The organism is Pseudochelatococcus lubricantis, assembly GCF_042432495.1.
Lineage (GTDB): Bacteria > Pseudomonadota > Alphaproteobacteria > Rhizobiales > Beijerinckiaceae > Pseudochelatococcus > Pseudochelatococcus lubricantis.
The window spans coordinates 45,459-62,237 of sequence record NZ_JBHLXC010000001.1; the positions used below are offsets into that span (position 1 = coordinate 45,459).

The following is a 16,779-nucleotide window of genomic DNA, read 5'->3' on the forward strand; positions in this document are numbered from 1 at the left end:
CCCGCCCGGCGCAATGCCCCTCGCTTCGGGCGACGGTATAAGACGCGCGCATAATATGCGCACTTCTCGGCATTAGACGCGGGAAGGCGCGTCTTTATACGATCCCTCCATGCATCAGGCATGGAGTTGATAGATGAAGATCACAGGGGCAGAGATCTATCTTGCGAAGATCGATGGCCGGAGCCCGGTTATTCTCAAGGTCGAGACAAGCGAGAACATCTCGGGGTTGGGAGAGGCGGCGCTGGCCTACGGCTCGGGAGCGTCGGCGGTGTCGCAACTGATCGCCGAGTTCTGCGAGCGCTTTCTCATCGGCAAGGACCCTTTCCGGATCGAGGAAATCTGGAGCGAACTCTACGATCACACCTTCTGGGCGAAGGGCGGGGGGCCGATTGTCTTCGCCGCCATCAGCGCCATCGAACAGACCTTGTGGGACATCAAGGCGCGCGCGCTCGGCGTGCCGGTCTATGAGCTGCTGGGCGGCAAGTTCCGCGACGACGTGCGCGTCTATGGCAACGGCTGGTCGTTTCGTGCCCAGACGCCGGTCGAGATGGCCCGCGCTGCGGAGAAAGCCGTGGCATCGGGATACGACGCCCTGAAGCTATACCCCCTGGGCAAGCCGATCCCCAACCATCCGAACGGCATCTTCACCCATGTTTCGCGGCGTGAATACGAACGCGCCGATCGTAACCGGGCCGTCGCCATGGTGCGGGCGGTGCGCGAAGCCGTCGGCCCGGATGTCGACATCATGGTGGATATGAGTGCGGAGCTGACCACCGACGCCATCATCCAGGTCGGCCGTGCCCTTGAGGAATTCGATCTGCTGTTCTTCGAGGAACCCGTCGATCCCACCAACGTGCCAGCGCTGAAGAAAGTTGCCGACAAGCTCGACGTGTCGATCGCCGTGGGCGAGCGGCTGTACAGCCGATACGGCTTCCGCGCCGTGCTGGAGCAGCAAGCGGCGGCCATCCTGCAGCCGGATATCGGTAACACCGGTGGCCTGATGGAAACGAAGAAGATCGCCGCCATGGCCGAGGTCTACAGCATGCGCATCGCCCCGCACGTCTGCGCCGGGCCTGTCGCCAGCGCCGTGGCGTTGCATCTCGACGCCTGCATTCCGAACTTTCTCATTCAGGAACTCTATCCTTTCCGGGTTCCCGAGCATTACGCCCTCGTGGACGATCCGGTCGAGCCGAAGGTGCGCAACGGGCGGGTCGCGATCCCGACACGTCCCGGCTATGGCGTCGATCTCGTGCCCGAGCGGGTGGCGCCCTATCTCTTCCACCGCGTCACTGCCAGCGCGTGATGCCGAAGGTAGGCTTCGCCGATTTCGGAAAAGACGCGACAACAAATAGATGAACCATTGTGGGCGAAGTTGCCCCCTGACGGGTCTAATATCATGGCCGATGAAACGCTGCGCATCTATGTCGAGAACAGCAGGGAACGCGATCCTGCCTACAGGATCACGGAAGAGGCTGTGAGGCGCGCCTTGTCGCCGGTGGCGCTGCCGGCGATCATCGATGTCCGGTATGGCGACGAGCGCGACGAGCGGGCGATACGCGCCGCGCACGTGTTCGTCGCCGGCCGGCTCGACATGGGGATGCTGTCGGCGTGGGGCGAGCGCCTGCGCATCGTCCACTGCACCAGCGCGGGCGTCGAGAGCTATATGCCGCTCGACTGGCTGCCGCCGGGCGCCGTGCTGACCAACAGCAGCGGCGTTCACGCGGCGAAGGCGGGCGAGTTCGGGCTGCTGGCCGTCCTCATGCTGCATCAGGGCATTCCGGCCTATGCCACGTTGCAGCGGCAGCACAGGTGGCAGCGGTCTCTTTCGTCGACGATCGCCGGCCGGAAGGTGCTCCTCTACGGCGTCGGCGCGCTCGGCGGCGCCGTCGCCGAGCGGCTGCGGCCGCTCGGCCTCGATATCGTGGGCGTGCGCCGCAGCGGCGAGCCTCATCCCGCCGTCGGGCGGACGATCCGGCCCGACCGGCTTGCGGACGAACTGGCGGATACCGACTTTCTGATTCTTGCCTGTCCGCTGACGCCCGAGACGAAGGGCGCGATCGGACGGGCCGAACTGGCGGCACTCAAGCCCGGCGCGTCAGTCGTCAACATGGCGCGCGCAGCCGTCATGGACTACGACGCGCTGGCCGGGCTCCTGGCGGAAGGACATCTTTCCGGCGCCATCCTCGACGTGTTCGACAGGGAGCCCTTGCCCGAGACATCCCCCCTGTGGGACGTGCCGAATCTGTTCATCACGCCGCATATCTCGGCGGACGATCCGCACGGCTACGTCGACCGCTGCCTGGCGATACTGGCCGAAAACCTGGCCCGGCAGGCGGACGGGCTTCCCCTCCGCAATGTCGTGGATGGCCGGCGCGGATACTGACCTGGCATACCGCCCGCCGCCCTATCGCATCGGGTTCCTGATCCACGGTCCCGGTTCCTGCAGGAGCCCGAATGCCTGTTTTGCCTCGTCCGTTTTCAGCGTGTCGAAACGGTTCAGGGTATCGAGCAGGAAAGAGGTGCTGTGCTTTTGCGCAAGCTCGCGGAAGCTTTGCGTGAGGCCGGTGATGGGGCGCTGGGGCGGAAATATCATCATGGTGCGGAAGGTGATGCGCGGCAGAAAGGGGCGCACCGCCAGGCTGTCCGTTGAAATGGCGTGCAGGCAATAGGGGTTGACCAGGCCAATGCCGAGCCCGTGCTGCACGAAATGGCAGATGGAAAGCGCATAATGCGTTTCAGCCACGATATTGCGCTCGCCGCCCACGCGCTCGAACATTGCGTCGATCCGCTGCCGCGCCCGATCCGTGCGTGACAGCGACACGAACGGCTCGCCGACGATGTCGCGGGCCTCGATGACCGTCCGTTCCGCCAGCCTGTGGCCGACGGGCATGACACATACCGCTGGCGGCATGGCATATTGCTCCGCCATGACGCCGGTGCTGTCGATTTCTTCCGCCGCGAATCCCACATCGAATTGCCCCGCCGCGACAAGATCGCGGACGGCGTCGGAATTGGCCGATTCCATGGAAATGGAAATCCGCGCCTGATTTTCCTGCATGAACCGCGAAATCAGAAACGGAATCAGGGAAAATCCCAGCGCCGGAAGCGCTGCGATGCGCAAATTGCCGGAGCCGTGGTTACGGATGTCCGCCGCCACCATTTTCAGCCGTTCGAGGACGAGAAACGAGCGGTCCACTTCCTTGTGAAAGAGGGAACCCTCGAAGGTGGGCACGAGGCGGCCGTTTATCCTTTCGAAAAGCGTGAGTTGAGTCGCCTTTTCCAGTTGCTTGATCAGACGGCTGATGGCGGGCTGCGAAACGCCCAGCAACTCGGCCGCGCGCGTCGTGGTGCCTACGGCCATGACGGCATTGAAGGCTTCTATCTGTCGAAAATTCACCGATGCGCCCCATAAGGTGAGTGAATAAGGTATGCATACAACCGTATTTGCGGAGGGGCTACCTTCCTACATATCATTCCAAAGAAGAGAGCCCGGCAAGGGCTGAAGCGGGAACGTCCCGGTCGCGGGCAATGGTCGAATTATCGTGAAGTGGCGTCAATCCGCGCGTCATCGAAAAATCGTTCTGCTCCACGCCGGTGCCTTCTGACCCGGACGCCGGCCCAGGGGCGTGTCCTGCGCGATGCGCGTTCGACGTCGCACGGGGTGGGCCGGGAAGAGGCGCAGAGATGTCCGGCACTCGCAAATTCATAAGGGGAACAATGCAATGATCGCAAAAGACAGCAGGCGTGGGTTTTCTTTTTCCCGCAGAGGTTTTCTCGGTGCGTTGGTCATAGCGGGCGGGCTGCCGGTCGGCATTGCCCGGGCCGCCGCTGGCGCGAAGCCCGTGCGGTTCGGGCTGTCTTCGTTTCCGCCCAACCTGCATCCGTTCGAGTATACCGGAACTGCATCGCTCACCGTCAAGCTGATGCTGTATCGCGGGCTGCTGTCCTATGCTCCGGATGGCACGTTGCGCCCTGAACTGGCGCAAGAGTGGCGCCAGGTCGACCCCGTCACCTACGAATTCGTTTTGCGCGAGAACGCCCGTTTCCACGATGGAACGCCGGTACTCGCCGAAGACGTGAAATATTCCTTCGAGCTGATCGCGGACGAGAAGTCCACCGCGCATCTGCGCAAGGATTTCCAGATCGTGAAAACGTTCGAGGTCTTCGGCGAGCGTTCGTTGCGCATCGTGTTGAAGCAGCCCAGCGTCACCTTCCCGCAGGTGCTGGCGGCGGGGTACGCGGTTGTCGTGTCGCGCCGGTCGGCCGCTCCGAACTTCATCGGCGCCGGCCCGTTCACCCTCGACAATGTCGAGCGCGGCTCTTCCGTCACCGTGAAGGCGTTTCCGGAGTTCTTCCGCGCCGGCGTGCCCGGGCCTTCCGCGATCCACTTCATTGCCATGCCCGACGAGAGCCTGCGTATCGCCGCTCTCGAGTCGGGTGACGTCGACATCATCGAATACGTGTCGACACAGTATTTCGACCGGCTGAAGAACGGGGCAGACGTCGGCCTCGAATCCGCGAACGGTCCGTTCATGTATCTCCTGTTCAACGTCCAGGAAGGTCCCTTTACCGATCCTCGCCTGCGCCATGCCGTTGCCTGCGGGATTGACCGGAACGCCGTCAACGCGGCCGCGTTCTCGGGCGTCGGGACGCCGTTCGACCATCTACCCGTGCCGCCGAGCCCGGCCTATGACGCGGCGCTCGTCAGCGAACGCTTCGGCTATGATCCGGCGCGTGCGAAGGCTCTGCTGGCGGAGGCCGGGGTGGGCGGCGGTCTCGTGATCGAGCTGCTGTCGACGTCGCAGTATGCCCAGCACAACGATACCGCGCTCGTCATCCAGCAGAATCTGGCGGAGATCGGCATCAACGCCAATCTGTCCCTGCCGGACTGGGCGACGCGCGTGAGCCGGGGGAACCGGGGCCAGTATCACCTTGCGGTGCAGGGCACGGCGGGTGCCTTCAACGATCCCGATGCGGTTTCGGCCTATATCGAAGGCGGGCAGGTGCCGTCCTACACGCGGCCTTTCGGCTACAACAACGCACGGGTCAACGAACTGCTCTCCGCCGGCCGTCAGGAGATGGACAACGCGAAGCGGCAGAAGATCTATGCGGAAATCGATGGCCTGATCGTGCAGGACGCGCCGCTGCTCTCGCTTCTGTGGCGCCCGCAGGCATACGGGGTGCGCCGGTCGATCCGGAATTTCGCGCCCTTGCCCGGCTTCCTGTCATTCCAGAGCGCGTTGCGTCTCGAAGACGTCACGAGCGCCTGAGCAAGCGTTGGGAATTGCGCCCGCCCCGCCATGGGCGGGCGATCCGCCGTCAGCCGGAGATCACAATGAACTATGTCGTCCGTCGGGGCGCAACGGCGATCGCAACCCTGTTCGCCGTTGCTTCCTTGATTTTTCTGTTGCTGCATCTCGTGCCCGGCGACCCGGCCGAGATTCTCCTGAGCAGCGGCGGCATCGCGCCTTCGAAGGAGAGCGTGGAGGCTCTGCGCGTCAACCTCGGCCTCGACAAGCCGCTTCTGGAGCAATACATTACCTATCTCGGCAATATCACCACCGGCAATCTCGGCACGTCTTTTCAGGACGGTGCGCCCATCGGCGACGAGATCGTCAAGCGCCTGCCGCGGACGCTCGAACTCATCCTGGCGGCCACCTTCATCTCCGTGCTGGTGGGTATGCCGGCGGGCGTGGCGGCGGCCCTGCGGCGCGGTGGCGTCATCGACGGGCTGTGCTCGTCGCTGGCGAGCTTCGGGCTCTCGGTCCCGGTCTTCGTGACGGGCACGTTGCTGATCCTGCTGTTCTCGCAGATCCTGCGGCTGGTGCCGGCGGGAGGATATGTGGGCTTCGCCGACAATCCGGTGCAGCATATCGTCTACCTGCTGCTGCCGGCCGTCAGCATCGCCGTCGGTCTCATTCCCGTCGTTTTCCGGATGGTGCGCACCTCCATTCTCGAATTTCTGGAGAAGGAGTGGGTGCGCACGGCCAGAGCCAAGGGGCTGGACGAGCCGCGCGTGCTGTTGCTGCACGTCGTGCGCAACAGCTTGTCGCCGGTCGTCACGGTTCTGGGCCTGCATATGGGGACGCTGCTCGGCGGCACCGTGCTCGTCGAGTACGTCTTCAACTGGCCTGGCCTCAGCGGCATGCTCGTGCAGGCTGTCGAGCAGCGCGACTATCCGGCCGTGCAGGGTATCGTGCTGGTCATCTGCCTGCTTTTCGTCCTGATCAATCTCGGGGTGGACCTCCTGTACGGCATGCTCGACCCGCGCGTCAGGTACAAGTGAGTTGCGCCAATGTTGAGAAATGTCACACTTGTTTTCGCGATCGGGTTTCTGGCGGCCATGGTCGCTCTCGCGGTTTTCGCGCCGCTGCTGCCGTTGCCGGACCCGGTCAAGATGGATGTCATATCGCGCATGGCGGGACCGAGCTGGGCGCATCCTTTCGGTCAGGACGAATACGGCCGCGATATCTTCAGCCGGATCATCCACGGCGCGCGGGCGTCGTTGGCGGTGTCGCTGACGGCGGCGGCGCTGGCGGGTGCCGCCGGTGTTATCGTCGGCCTCGTGGGCGGCTATTTTCAGGGCTGGATCGAGCTGGCGACCATGCGTCCGCTCGATGTCATCCTTTCCTTTCCGCCCATGCTGCTCGCTCTGCTGGCAGTCGCGCTGCTGGGGCCGGGCGCGTTGACCCTGACAGTCATCCTGTCGATCCTGTTCATTCCGGCCTATGCCCGCGTCACCTACGGCGAAGTGCTGGTCGTGCGCAATCACGAATATGTCGAGGCGGCGCGCGCGCTCGGGCACCGGCCGTTGCGCATCCTGGCGCGGACGATCCTGCCCAATGTCGCCGGGCCGGTGCTCGTCCAGTTCTCGCTGGTCGTCGCCTCCTGCATCGTGCTTGAGTCCGGCCTGAGCTTTCTGGGGCTCGGTGTCGTGCCGCCCACCCCTTCGTGGGGGCTGATGATCCGCGGCGCGAGGGCCTATATGCACCTCGACCCCATGGGCATCGTCTGGCCTTGCATGGCGCTCGTCTTCACCGTGTTTTCGGTGAACCGGCTTTGCGACCATCTGCGCGACGTGTTCGATCCGAAGGCGCGGCGCGTTTCCTTCTCCCCCGCTTCCGCCATCGATGAGGACGACGGCGCACGCGGGCGGGAAGCGGCAGCCGCGTCGGCCACGGACGACATGCTGCTCGATATTCGCAATCTGACGACGGAAATCGCCGTTCCGCGCGGTTCGATCCGTGCCGTCGACGGCGTGAGCCTGAAAGTGCGCAGGGGGGAGGCGGTCGCGCTGGTCGGCGAGTCCGGCTCGGGTAAATCCATGACCGGCCTCGCGATCATGAAGCTCCTGCCGCGACGCATCAGCAGGATCGCGCGCGGTTCGATCGACTACGTCACCGCCGATCGCCAGCGCCACGACCTGGCGACGGTGCCGCTGAACCGGTTCCGCGCCTATCGCGGCAAGGAAATCGGCATGGTGTTTCAGGAGCCGATGGCCTGCCTCAATCCCGTCTACACCATCGGTTATCAGCTTGTGGAAGCGGTCACGGCCCACGCGCGCCTTCCGAAACAGGAGACGTGGGCGAGGGCGCTCAAGGCGCTGAAGCAGGTCGGCATTCCGGACCCCGAGCGGCGGCTGCACGAGTATCCGCATCAGCTGTCCGGCGGTATGCGCCAGAGAGTGGCCATCGCCATCGCCTTGTGCGGCAAGCCGAGCCTGTTGATCGCGGATGAGCCGACCACGGCGCTCGACGTCACCGTGCAGGCGCAGATACTCGACCTCCTGGAGCAGATCCGCGAGGCGAGCCGCATCGGCCTCATCTTCATCACCCACAATCTCGGCGTAGTCGCGGAAATCGCGGACCGTGTCGTGGTGATGTACTGTGGACAGGTGGTCGAGGAAGGCACGGTGGAGGAAATTTTCTACACGCCGCGCCATCCCTATACGCGCGGCCTGCTGGCCAGCGTGCCGAAGGTGGAGGACAAGACCGGCGGTAACAAGCGGCTTTCCTCCATTCCGGGCGCCGTGCCGAGCCCGCTGGCGCTGCCGCCTGGGTGCCGGTTCGCACCCCGCTGCGCCCACGCGACAGATCTATGCAATGCCGGTGTTCCTGCGCTGGAGCCTGTTTCGGACAGCCAGGCCGCCAGGTGCGTCCGCTGGAGGGAGTTGGCATGACGACGCCTGTCTTGAAAACGACGCCTGTGTTGGAAGTCGAGAACCTTCAAAAGCTGTACTACTCGTCGGGCGGCCTGTTCTCGGGCAAGCGCAAGCCGGTGAAGGCCGTGGACGGCGTCAGCTTCTCCATTGCCCGGGGAGAGGTCCTCGGCCTGGTCGGAGAATCGGGGTCCGGCAAGAGCACGGTCGGCCGCACCTTGCTGCGTCTGCACGAACCGACCGCCGGAACGATCCGTTTCGACGGCGAGGACATCACCCACGCTTCCGGGCAGCGCATGCGCGATTTGCGGCGGGAGATGCAAATCATCTTCCAGGACCCTTTCAGCAGCCTCAACCCGCGCTCGCGTATCATGGAGATCGTGGGCGAGGCGGTCGATCTGCGGGGAGCGTTGCCAAAGGACGAGCGTGAGGCTTCGGTCATCCGGCTTCTGGAGCAGGTCGGCCTGTCGCGGGATCACCTGCACCGCTTCCCGCATGAGTTCTCCGGCGGCCAGCGCCAGCGTCTGAACATTGCCCGCGCGCTCGCCGTCCGGCCCCGGTTCGTGGTTGCGGACGAGCCCGTCGCCGCTCTCGACGTGTCCATCCAGGCGCAGGTCATGAACCTGCTCGTGGATTTGCAGCGCGACACCGGCATCGCTCTGCTGTTCATCTCCCACGACCTCGGCCTCGTGGAGTTCATTGCCGACAAGGTCATGGTGATGTATCTGGGGCGGATCGTGGAAATGGCCAGCGCACGCGATCTCTATAGCCGGCCGTTCCACCCCTACACGCGCGCCCTGCTGTCGACCACGCCCTCCGTGGACCCGCGCGAGGCGCGGGCGCGCAAGAGGACGCTGTTGCAGGGCGAGCCGCCGAGCCCCGCCAACCCGCCGAGCGGCTGCACCTTCCGCACCCGCTGCCCTTTCGCGATCGCCGCGTGCGCGGCCGAACGGCCGGCTTATCGGCAGGTCGGGGAAGGGCATTATCACAGCTGCATCCGCGACGATATTTCGGGCGGGGAGCCGCTGCGGGCGGTTGCCTGAGAGGCGGGGTGATCCGGCCCTACGCGGCGCGTTCCGCGTCGGGTCGCACGCCCCATTCCTCCATGACGGCCGTGCGCAGCGTCCGGAGCGGAGCGTCCGGATCGGGACGGGTGACGAAGTACAGCGGCACTTCCCGACGTCCCTTTTCCCAGACGACGATACGATCGTCGCGGGCAATCGCCCGCACGACCTCTTCCCTGAGAATACAGAGGCCGATACCGGAAGCGACCAGATTGACGATGGTCGCCTCCCTGTCGGCCTCGATGATTTTCATCGGCGTCAGGTGATGGCCGGAAAAGAGATCGCGCACGATATGCGGGTATGATCCGTTCTCGGGCGTCCATATCCACGGCATGCGGGCGATGTCGGCCAGATCGGCCCTCCCGATTTCGCCCGCCCAGGCTGCCGGCGCCGCGACCAGATAAGTCAGGCGCGTCAGTTCCGTGGCGTCCACGTCGCCGGGAAGGTTAGGTCCCAGGAAGAAGCCCGCGTCGAGCTGGCCGCTGCGCAGGCCGGCAATCACCCAGCCGGACAACCCCTGCTGCACGTCGATCCGCAGATGGGGATCGCTCGCGTTCAGTCGTGCCAGCGTCTTGCCGATTCTCAAGACTTCCGCGCCGATGATGATGCCGAGCCGGAGATGACGCGGCGGCGCCGTCCGCAACGAGTCCGCGCGATCCAGAAATGCGGCGGCGGCATCGAGCACGGCCTCCGCCTTGTCCAGCAGCCGGGCGCCCGTTTCCGTCAGCGCCACCTTCTTGCCGTCGCGCTGAAACAGCGACACGCCGATCTCTTCCTCAAGGGCCCGAATCTGGCCGCTGATCGCGGGCTGGCTCAGATGCAGCTTCTCCGCCGCGCGGGTGAAGTTGAGCAGGCGGGCGGTGGTAACGAAAGCGCGCAAATGGTTCAGGTTCATCGGCGGGTCGGGACCGGAGCTGCGGAGAGGGCGGGACGGGCCACGACAGGCGTGCGCGGGTCAATAAGATTTCCTGATGGATCGTCATCAGGAATGACCATTGGCGCAATTCCCCTGTCTGGCGCTAGCTTTCGGGTCACATGCAATTCTTCTGGAGATATCCATGTACCGTATTGGTGTCGACGTCGGCGGCACGTTCACCGACTTTACGCTGCTGAACGATATAACGGGCCAGGTTTCTTTCTACAAGGTATCGTCCACGCCCGCGGACCCGTCGCAAGCCATCTGCACCGGCGCGCGCGAGATGCTCGATGTGTTCGGCGTCAAGGCCGAGGAGGTGAGCTTCATCGGGCACGGCACGACCGTGGCGACGAACCTCGTCATCGAGCGTAAGGGAACGAAGACCGCCCTTCTGACGACGAAGGGCTTCCGCGACATCCTCGACATCGGCCGCCAGACCCGCCCCAATCTTTACGACTACCGCGCCGTCAAGCCGCAGATACTGGTGCCGCGCTCCCTGCGTTTCGAAATCGACGAGCGGGTCGCCTTCGACGGTTCCGTGCTGAAGCCGGTCGATGTGGCGCAGGTCGACGGCATTCTGGAGAAGCTGCGCGCCGCCGACGTGCAATCGGTCGCCATCTGCTTCCTGCACTCCTATCGCAATCCCGACCACGAGAACCGTGTGCGCGACCGGCTGCGCGAACTGGCGCCCGATCTCTACATCACCGCCTCGTCGGACCTGCTGCCGGAGTTCCGCGAGTTCGAGCGCCTGTCGACGACGGTGCTCAATGCCTATGCGGGCCCGCGCATGCAGACCTATCTCGACCGCCTGTCGGAAGGCGTGAAGGAGCTGAACGCGCCCGTCGCGCCCTATACCATCCATTCGAACGGCGGGCTGATGTCGATCCCGACCGTGCGCCAGTATCCGGTCCGCACGTGCCTCTCCGGCCCGGCGGCGGGCGTCATCGGCGGCGCCGTGCTGGCGGGCGAGGCCGGTTTCCGCCACGTGATTACCTTCGACGTCGGCGGCACCAGCACGGACGTCTCGCTCATTCTCGACGGCCGCCCGCAGTTTACGTCAAGCCGCACGGTCGCGGACTTTCCGGTCAAGATCCCGATGATCGACATTCACGTCATCGGCGCGGGCGGCGGCAGCATCGCCCGGCGGGATGATGCCTCCGCCCTCAAGGTCGGCCCGTTTTCCGCCGGCGCCGTGCCGGGGCCCGTCGCCTACGGACGCGGCGGCACGGAGCCGACGGTCACGGACGCCAACGTCGTCCTGCACCGCCTCAATCCGGTGACGTTGCTCGGCGGCAAACTGGCCGTGGACGAGCAGGCGGCGATCCGCGTCATCGATGATCAGGTCGCGGGCCCGCTCGGCATCGACAGGGACGAGGCGTCGCTCGGCATCCTGCGCATCGCCAACGCCAACATGGGGCGTGCGATCCGCTCCATTTCCAGCGAGCACGGCCACGATCTGTCCCGGTTCGCGCTGATGGCCTTTGGCGGTGCCGGTCCGCTGCATGCCTGCGAAGTGGCGCAGGAATGCGGAATCCCGACCGTCATCGTGCCGCGCGAGCCCGGCACCATGTGCGCGCGGGGCATCCTGCTCTCCGACATCAGCCTCGATTTCGTGCGCACGCGCGTGGCGGCCGCGACGCCGGAAACGTGGCGATCGGTCATGACGTTTTTCGATGAAATGCGCCGCGAGGGCGAGGAGTGGCTCGACGGCGAGCATGTATCAGCGGAGTTGCGGAGCTTCCAGCAATTGATCGAGGCGCGTTACGAGGGCCAGAACTTCGAGGTGACCGTGCAGGTCGCCCCCGACGAGACGCTGACGCTGGCCGAATTTCTGACCCGCTTCGATGCGGCTCATCGGATCGAATACGGCTACGACATCCCCGGCCGCACGGTCGAGGTCGTCAACTGCCGCACGAAGGCCGTAGGCCTTGTGCCGAAGCCTTACAACGATTTCCAGCCGAAGATCGGGGGAAGCGTGGAGGAGGCGCTCATCGAACACCGCACGACCTACTTCAACGCCGGTCGCGGGCGCGAGAAGACGCCTGTGTACGAACGCGAGAAGCTGCCGGCGGGTGTGCCGATGGCGGGCCCCGCGATCGTCGAGGAAATGAGCTCGACCACGATCATTCCGCCCGCCACCCGTTTCGAGATCGATCCGGCCGGCAACATCATCATTTCCATCCTGGGAGACGCGCAATGAACCACCAGACCATTCAGGCGGGCGGGACGCCCCGGATCGCCGATCCCATCGGCATGGAAGTATTCTCCAATCGTCTGCTGACGATCACCGAAGACATGGGCAACACGCTCATCCGTTCGTCGTTCTCCACCAACATCAAGGAACGGAAGGACTGCTCGGTCGGCCTTTTCGACAGGCATGGGCGGCTCATCGCGCAGGCATCCCACATCCCCCTGCACCTCGGCTCGCTGCGCGGCAGCGTGCAGGCCGTGCTGGAGCGCTTTCCGGCCGAAACCATCGAGCCGGGCATGGCGTTCATTTCGAACGATCCCTATCTGGCGGGCGGCACCCACATGCCCGACATCGCGCTGGTGACGCCAATGTTTGCCGAAGGCGAACTGCGCTTCTTCACCGCCAACATCGCCCACCATTCGGATGTTGGTGGCAGCGTTCCGGGCTCTATTTCTGCCGCCTCAAGAACCGTTTTCGAGGAAGGCATCCGCATTCCGCCGATCCTCGTGGTGGAAAACGGCCGGATTCGCGAGGATCTGCTGGATTTCATCGCCTCCAACACGCGCGAGCCGGAAGAACGCATCCTCGATCTCAAGGTGCAGATCGCGACGAACGAGCGGGGCAACGCCGCGCTCGATGGCCTGGTGCGGCAGATGGGGCTGGCGCAGGTGGAGCAGGCGATTGAGGACATCCTGAACTACACGGCTTTGCGCATGAAGATGCGCATCGGCGAACTCGGCTCCTCGCGCGGCTCCTTCGTGTGCCACCTCGATGACGATGGCTCGGGCGGCGACCCGGTTCCGGTCGCGGTCTCCGTCTGGGTCGAGAACGGCAATCTCGTGTTCGACTTTTCCGGCACGGGGCCGCAGGCGAAGGGCGCGCTCAATGTCTCCCGCAGCGCGCTCGAAGCATCGGTCTTCTATGCCGCCAAGGCGCTTCTCGATCCGCAGCTGATGCCCAACGAGGGCATGATGGCGGCCGTCGATATCCGCGCGGAAAAGGGCCTCATCATCAACGCGCAGTTTCCCGCAGCCGTCGGCGCGCGCAGCATCACGTGCCAGAAGATCGTCCGCTCGATTTTCGGTGCCTTCCGGGAAATCCTGCCCGAAAGCCGCGCGCTCTCCTCCGGCAACGACGACCTGCCGACCATCGTGTTCTCGGCCAATCACGCGCGCCGGGCGGGCACCTATGTCTATCTGGAAACCATCGGCGGCGGCGGCCCGGCGTCCGCGGAAACGGACGGCATGAACGCGATCCACGTGCATGTCACCAATACATCCAACCTGCCGGTCGAGGCCCTGGAGCACGAATATCCGCTGATGGTCGACGAATACAGCCTGGTCGAGCGCTCGGGCGGCGCCGGCCGGCGCCGCGGCGGCCTCGGCATCACACGCCAGATTACGGCGCTTCGGGACGGCACCATCTTCTCCGCCCGTTCGGACGGCCACAAATTCCCCGCGACCGGCGTTGCCGGCGGTGGCGACGGCGCGACCGCCCATCTCTATCGCAACTACGGGCTGCCGACGGAGCAGGCGCTCGCCTCGAAAGTCACCCATCTCGTGCTCGCGAAAGGGGAGAACATCCGCATCGAGACGCCCGGTGCGGGCGGCTATGGCCTGCCGTCCGAACGGACCGACGCGGAAGTTGAACGCGATCTCGCTGACGGCATCATCGCCGCCGGGGATCTGCCGCTTTACGGCCGGTGAAAATGGCGGCGCGCCGGACATGTCCGCGGGAAAGTTCCGGCGCAGCTCCCCACGCCTGGCGGGCGTTCCAATCAGATGGAAGCATCTGATCGATCAGAACTCGCTCAAAATAAGGAAACGAGAATCTGTCCTGTTTCAACGTAAACAGGACAGATTCCGGCGGGCGTATTCCATGGAGCATATTCGCGGACTGACAGGAGGCGTGAGCGAGATGTCCGACCAGATTGCACCGTCAGGCACATCCTGGTGGCTAGAGGAAGCGATGGCTGCGGAACAGCGGGAGGGCGTGCTCCCTCCGCCGCCGTCCGGCCCGTTGCCGGAAACCGGGGTGGATGTCGCCATCGTCGGCGGTGGCTTCACCGGCCTGTGGACGGCGCTCGCCCTGCGCCAGCGCGCGCCGGAGCTGTCGGTCGCTGTTGTGGAAGCAGGCGTCTGCGGCAGCGGCGCCAGCGGGAAGAACGGCGGCAAGGTGCACGGTTACTGGTCTCAGTTGCCCCATCTTACCGCTACTTTCGGTCCCGACGCCGCCCTCGCCATCGCGCGGGCGGGAACGCAGGCGCAGGATGCGCTCCGCGCCTTCGCCACCGCCGGCACGTATGACGTGTGGTGGCGCGAGGGCGGAAACGTCCGCGTCGCCACGACACCCGAGCAGGAGGCGAAGCTGCGCGGCTATGTCGAGACGGCGCGCCGGCTCGGCGTGCCCGATACGGCGCGGTCATTGAGCGCCGGGGAGGTCGCCGGGCTGTGCGCGTCGCCGGTGTTTCGCAGCGGCGTGCTGTTCGCCGAAGGCGCCACGGTCCAGCCCGCCCGGCTGGCGCGCGCCCTGAGGCGCGAGGCCATGGCAGCCGGCATCGCTGTTCATGAGAACACGCCGGTGGTCGGCCTCGATCGTGGAAACCCTTCGCGCCTGCGCACCGCAAGGGGCGATATCGTCGCCCGCAAGGTGGTGCTGGCAACCAACGCTGCCTTGGGGCGGGAGCCGTCGATCTCGCCCTTCCTGAGCGTATTTTCGAGCTATGCGGCGATCAGCCGGCCGGCCGCCGGCGCACTGGCGTCGATGGGCTGGAATACGGACGTCAGCTTCGCCGACATGCGGATGTTCGTCCACTACTTCCGCCGTACGCCGGACGGACGCGCACTGATGGGGGCCGGGGCGGGGCCCGTCGCCTACGCCAACCGGTCCGAGGCGGTGGGCATGACCGGATCGGCGGAAGGCGCCGGGCGTGCCATTGCCGGAATGCGTCACCTGCTGCCGGACCTGATGAACGCGGTTCCCGCCGAGCGCGTATGGGGCGGTGCGATCGATGTCGCGTCCGATCGCCTGCCGTTTGTCGGCAGCCTGCGGGGAGGCGACGTCTTTTACGCTTGCGGCTTCTCGGGACACGGCGTCAACCCGACCTTTATCGTGGCGCAATGCCTCGCCGCACTCGTGGCGGGCCAGCACCATCCGTGGCTCGACCTGCCGTTCTATCGGCGGCAGATGCCGCGCCTGCCGCCCGAGCCCCTGCGTTATCTGGGTGCGGCGGCGGTGCGGCGCGCGATCCTCGCCTGCGAGGACGCTGAGGAGAACGGGCGCGCCCCGTCCGCCTTCGCCCGGACGGTCGCCGGTCTTCCGGCGCGGCTCGGGCTGCGGATCGGCGTCAGGTAGCGGCGTCCAGAGCAGTTTGCCTTCGAGTCGATCCGTCGAATCGAATGCAAGTTACGGCAAAATATAGGACTTAGAATCTGTCCTGCTTCCGTCGCAACGTCCAGACCCTATCCATGGTCACTAACAGCCTTTAGCGCCGCCGTCAGCGTCTCGACGGCGGAGATGAATTCATGTTCGATGCGGGTCATCTTCGCCATTTCGCGCATGACGATCGAGAAGCCGAACTTGGCCTGGATGTCGATCGGCCGGGCCTCCCCGCCGGCGCGGATATGCTCGCGGGCGGTGAAGGCGTCCACGATGGCAATGCCCAGATCGCGCAGGACGAAGGACGAAACCATCTGCGACAGGTGCACATCGATGCGGGAACGGATATCGAGCCCGTTTTCGCGGACCAGCCGCTCGATGAGTTCGGCGCTGGCCGTTCCCTTCGAGTAGCCGATGAACGGATAGCGCTCCAGATCCTTCAGCGTGACGGCTGGACGGGAGGCCAGCTCGTGATCGTGAGGGAGGATGCACATGTAGGGAACGGCCAGCTGGCGGATGGCGATCAGGCCGGAAATGTCCCGGTAAGGGGACGCGATCCCGATGTTCGCCGCCTGGCTGGAGATCATCCGCAGCGCGCTTATCGTGGTCACCGACATGATGCGGATCGACAGGTCCAGGTGCCTTTCCAGCACGATCCGCATGGCGTCGGCCACCACGGTGGTGGCAAGGGCGGGCATGGAAGCGACGACCAGGCCGACACGCCGGCCATGCGCGATATCTTTCGCCGTTCTCTCCACCTGGTCGAGGCTGATGAAGAAGCGGTTCACCTCTTCCAGCAGATCGAAGGCGCCCGGCGTCGGGTTGACGCGGCCGTGGCTGCGCTCGAACAGCGCCATGCCCAGATGCTGCTCCAGATCGCGGATGAGCCTGCTCGCCGCCGGTTGCGAGATGTGCAGCGCGTCCGCCGCCGCCGAAACGGTGCCGTGAGTCATGACCGCACGGAATATCTCAATCTGTCGATGCGTGAACATGCGCCTATAACATTGCCTCATGAAAGCAAGGGTTATTGGTATTTGATTTATAGGTTGCGGTCAACGAACCATTATGCTGG

The 16,779-nt window shown here is 65.0% G+C and carries 12 protein-coding genes; 9 read left to right on the forward strand and 3 right to left on the reverse strand.

The genetic code is table 11. The annotated features are described in order from the left end of the window. The first annotated feature begins 133 nt into the window (after window positions 1-133). Window positions 134-1,303: a mandelate racemase/muconate lactonizing enzyme family protein gene (locus ACFFJ7_RS00210; protein ID WP_377590110.1), complete on the forward strand. Its 1,170-nt coding sequence runs from the start codon at window positions 134-136 to the stop codon at window positions 1,301-1,303. A 93-nt stretch (window positions 1,304-1,396) separates the two neighbouring features. Continuing rightward, a complete protein-coding gene (locus ACFFJ7_RS00215; RefSeq protein ID WP_377590112.1) occupies window positions 1,397-2,383 on the forward strand; it encodes a D-2-hydroxyacid dehydrogenase in 987 nt (328 codons plus the stop codon). 21 nt (window positions 2,384-2,404) lie between these two features. Here ACFFJ7_RS00215 and ACFFJ7_RS00220 read toward each other — a convergent pair whose 3' ends face one another. Beyond that, complete coding sequence (locus ACFFJ7_RS00220) at window positions 2,405-3,397, reverse strand: LysR substrate-binding domain-containing protein (protein WP_377590114.1); 993 nt, start codon at window positions 3,395-3,397, stop codon at window positions 2,405-2,407. Window positions 3,398-3,782: 385 nt separating this feature from the next. On the opposite strand from ACFFJ7_RS00220, the gene ACFFJ7_RS00225 reads away from it, so the two are divergent. From ACFFJ7_RS00225 to ACFFJ7_RS00240, 4 genes are all read left to right on the forward strand, one after another. Then, complete coding sequence (locus tag ACFFJ7_RS00225) at window positions 3,783-5,270, forward strand: ABC transporter substrate-binding protein (RefSeq protein ID WP_377590116.1); 1,488 nt, start codon at window positions 3,783-3,785, stop codon at window positions 5,268-5,270. Window positions 5,271-5,335: 65 nt separating this feature from the next. Then, a complete protein-coding gene (locus ACFFJ7_RS00230; RefSeq protein WP_377590118.1) occupies window positions 5,336-6,286 on the forward strand; it encodes an ABC transporter permease in 951 nt (316 codons plus the stop codon). Between the two features lie 9 nt (window positions 6,287-6,295). Next, window positions 6,296-8,179, forward strand: coding sequence for a dipeptide/oligopeptide/nickel ABC transporter permease/ATP-binding protein (locus ACFFJ7_RS00235; protein ID WP_377590121.1), 1,884 nt, complete (start codon window positions 6,296-6,298; stop codon window positions 8,177-8,179). Between the two features lie 11 nt (window positions 8,180-8,190). Continuing rightward, the gene (locus tag ACFFJ7_RS00240) at window positions 8,191-9,201 is read left to right on the forward strand and encodes an ABC transporter ATP-binding protein (protein WP_166953910.1); all 1,011 of its coding nucleotides are present in this window, start codon (window positions 8,191-8,193) and stop codon (window positions 9,199-9,201) included. A 19-nt stretch (window positions 9,202-9,220) separates the two neighbouring features. Here ACFFJ7_RS00240 and ACFFJ7_RS00245 read toward each other — a convergent pair whose 3' ends face one another. Continuing rightward, entirely contained in the window at window positions 9,221-10,117 is an 897-nt protein-coding gene (locus tag ACFFJ7_RS00245; protein WP_166953550.1) for a LysR family transcriptional regulator, read from the reverse strand. 163 nt (window positions 10,118-10,280) lie between these two features. Between ACFFJ7_RS00245 and ACFFJ7_RS00250 the strand changes: the two genes are divergently transcribed. The 3 genes from ACFFJ7_RS00250 to ACFFJ7_RS00260 all read left to right on the forward strand — a co-directional run bounded on the left by ACFFJ7_RS00250 (window position 10,281) and on the right by ACFFJ7_RS00260 (window position 15,683). Then, window positions 10,281-12,338: a hydantoinase/oxoprolinase family protein gene (locus ACFFJ7_RS00250; protein WP_377590123.1), complete on the forward strand. Its 2,058-nt coding sequence runs from the start codon at window positions 10,281-10,283 to the stop codon at window positions 12,336-12,338. Beyond that, a complete protein-coding gene (locus tag ACFFJ7_RS00255; RefSeq protein ID WP_377590125.1) occupies window positions 12,335-14,035 on the forward strand; it encodes a hydantoinase B/oxoprolinase family protein in 1,701 nt (566 codons plus the stop codon). Before ACFFJ7_RS00250 ends, ACFFJ7_RS00255 begins: the two co-directional genes overlap by 4 nt. A 211-nt stretch (window positions 14,036-14,246) precedes the next feature. After that, window positions 14,247-15,683 (forward strand): NAD(P)/FAD-dependent oxidoreductase, encoded by a 1,437-nt coding sequence (locus ACFFJ7_RS00260; protein ID WP_377590127.1) that lies wholly within the window; start codon window positions 14,247-14,249, stop codon window positions 15,681-15,683. 107 nt (window positions 15,684-15,790) lie between these two features. Here ACFFJ7_RS00260 and ACFFJ7_RS00265 read toward each other — a convergent pair whose 3' ends face one another. Continuing rightward, entirely contained in the window at window positions 15,791-16,720 is a 930-nt protein-coding gene (locus tag ACFFJ7_RS00265) for a LysR substrate-binding domain-containing protein (RefSeq protein ID WP_377590129.1), read from the reverse strand. Window positions 16,721-16,779: the final 59 nt, after the last annotated feature.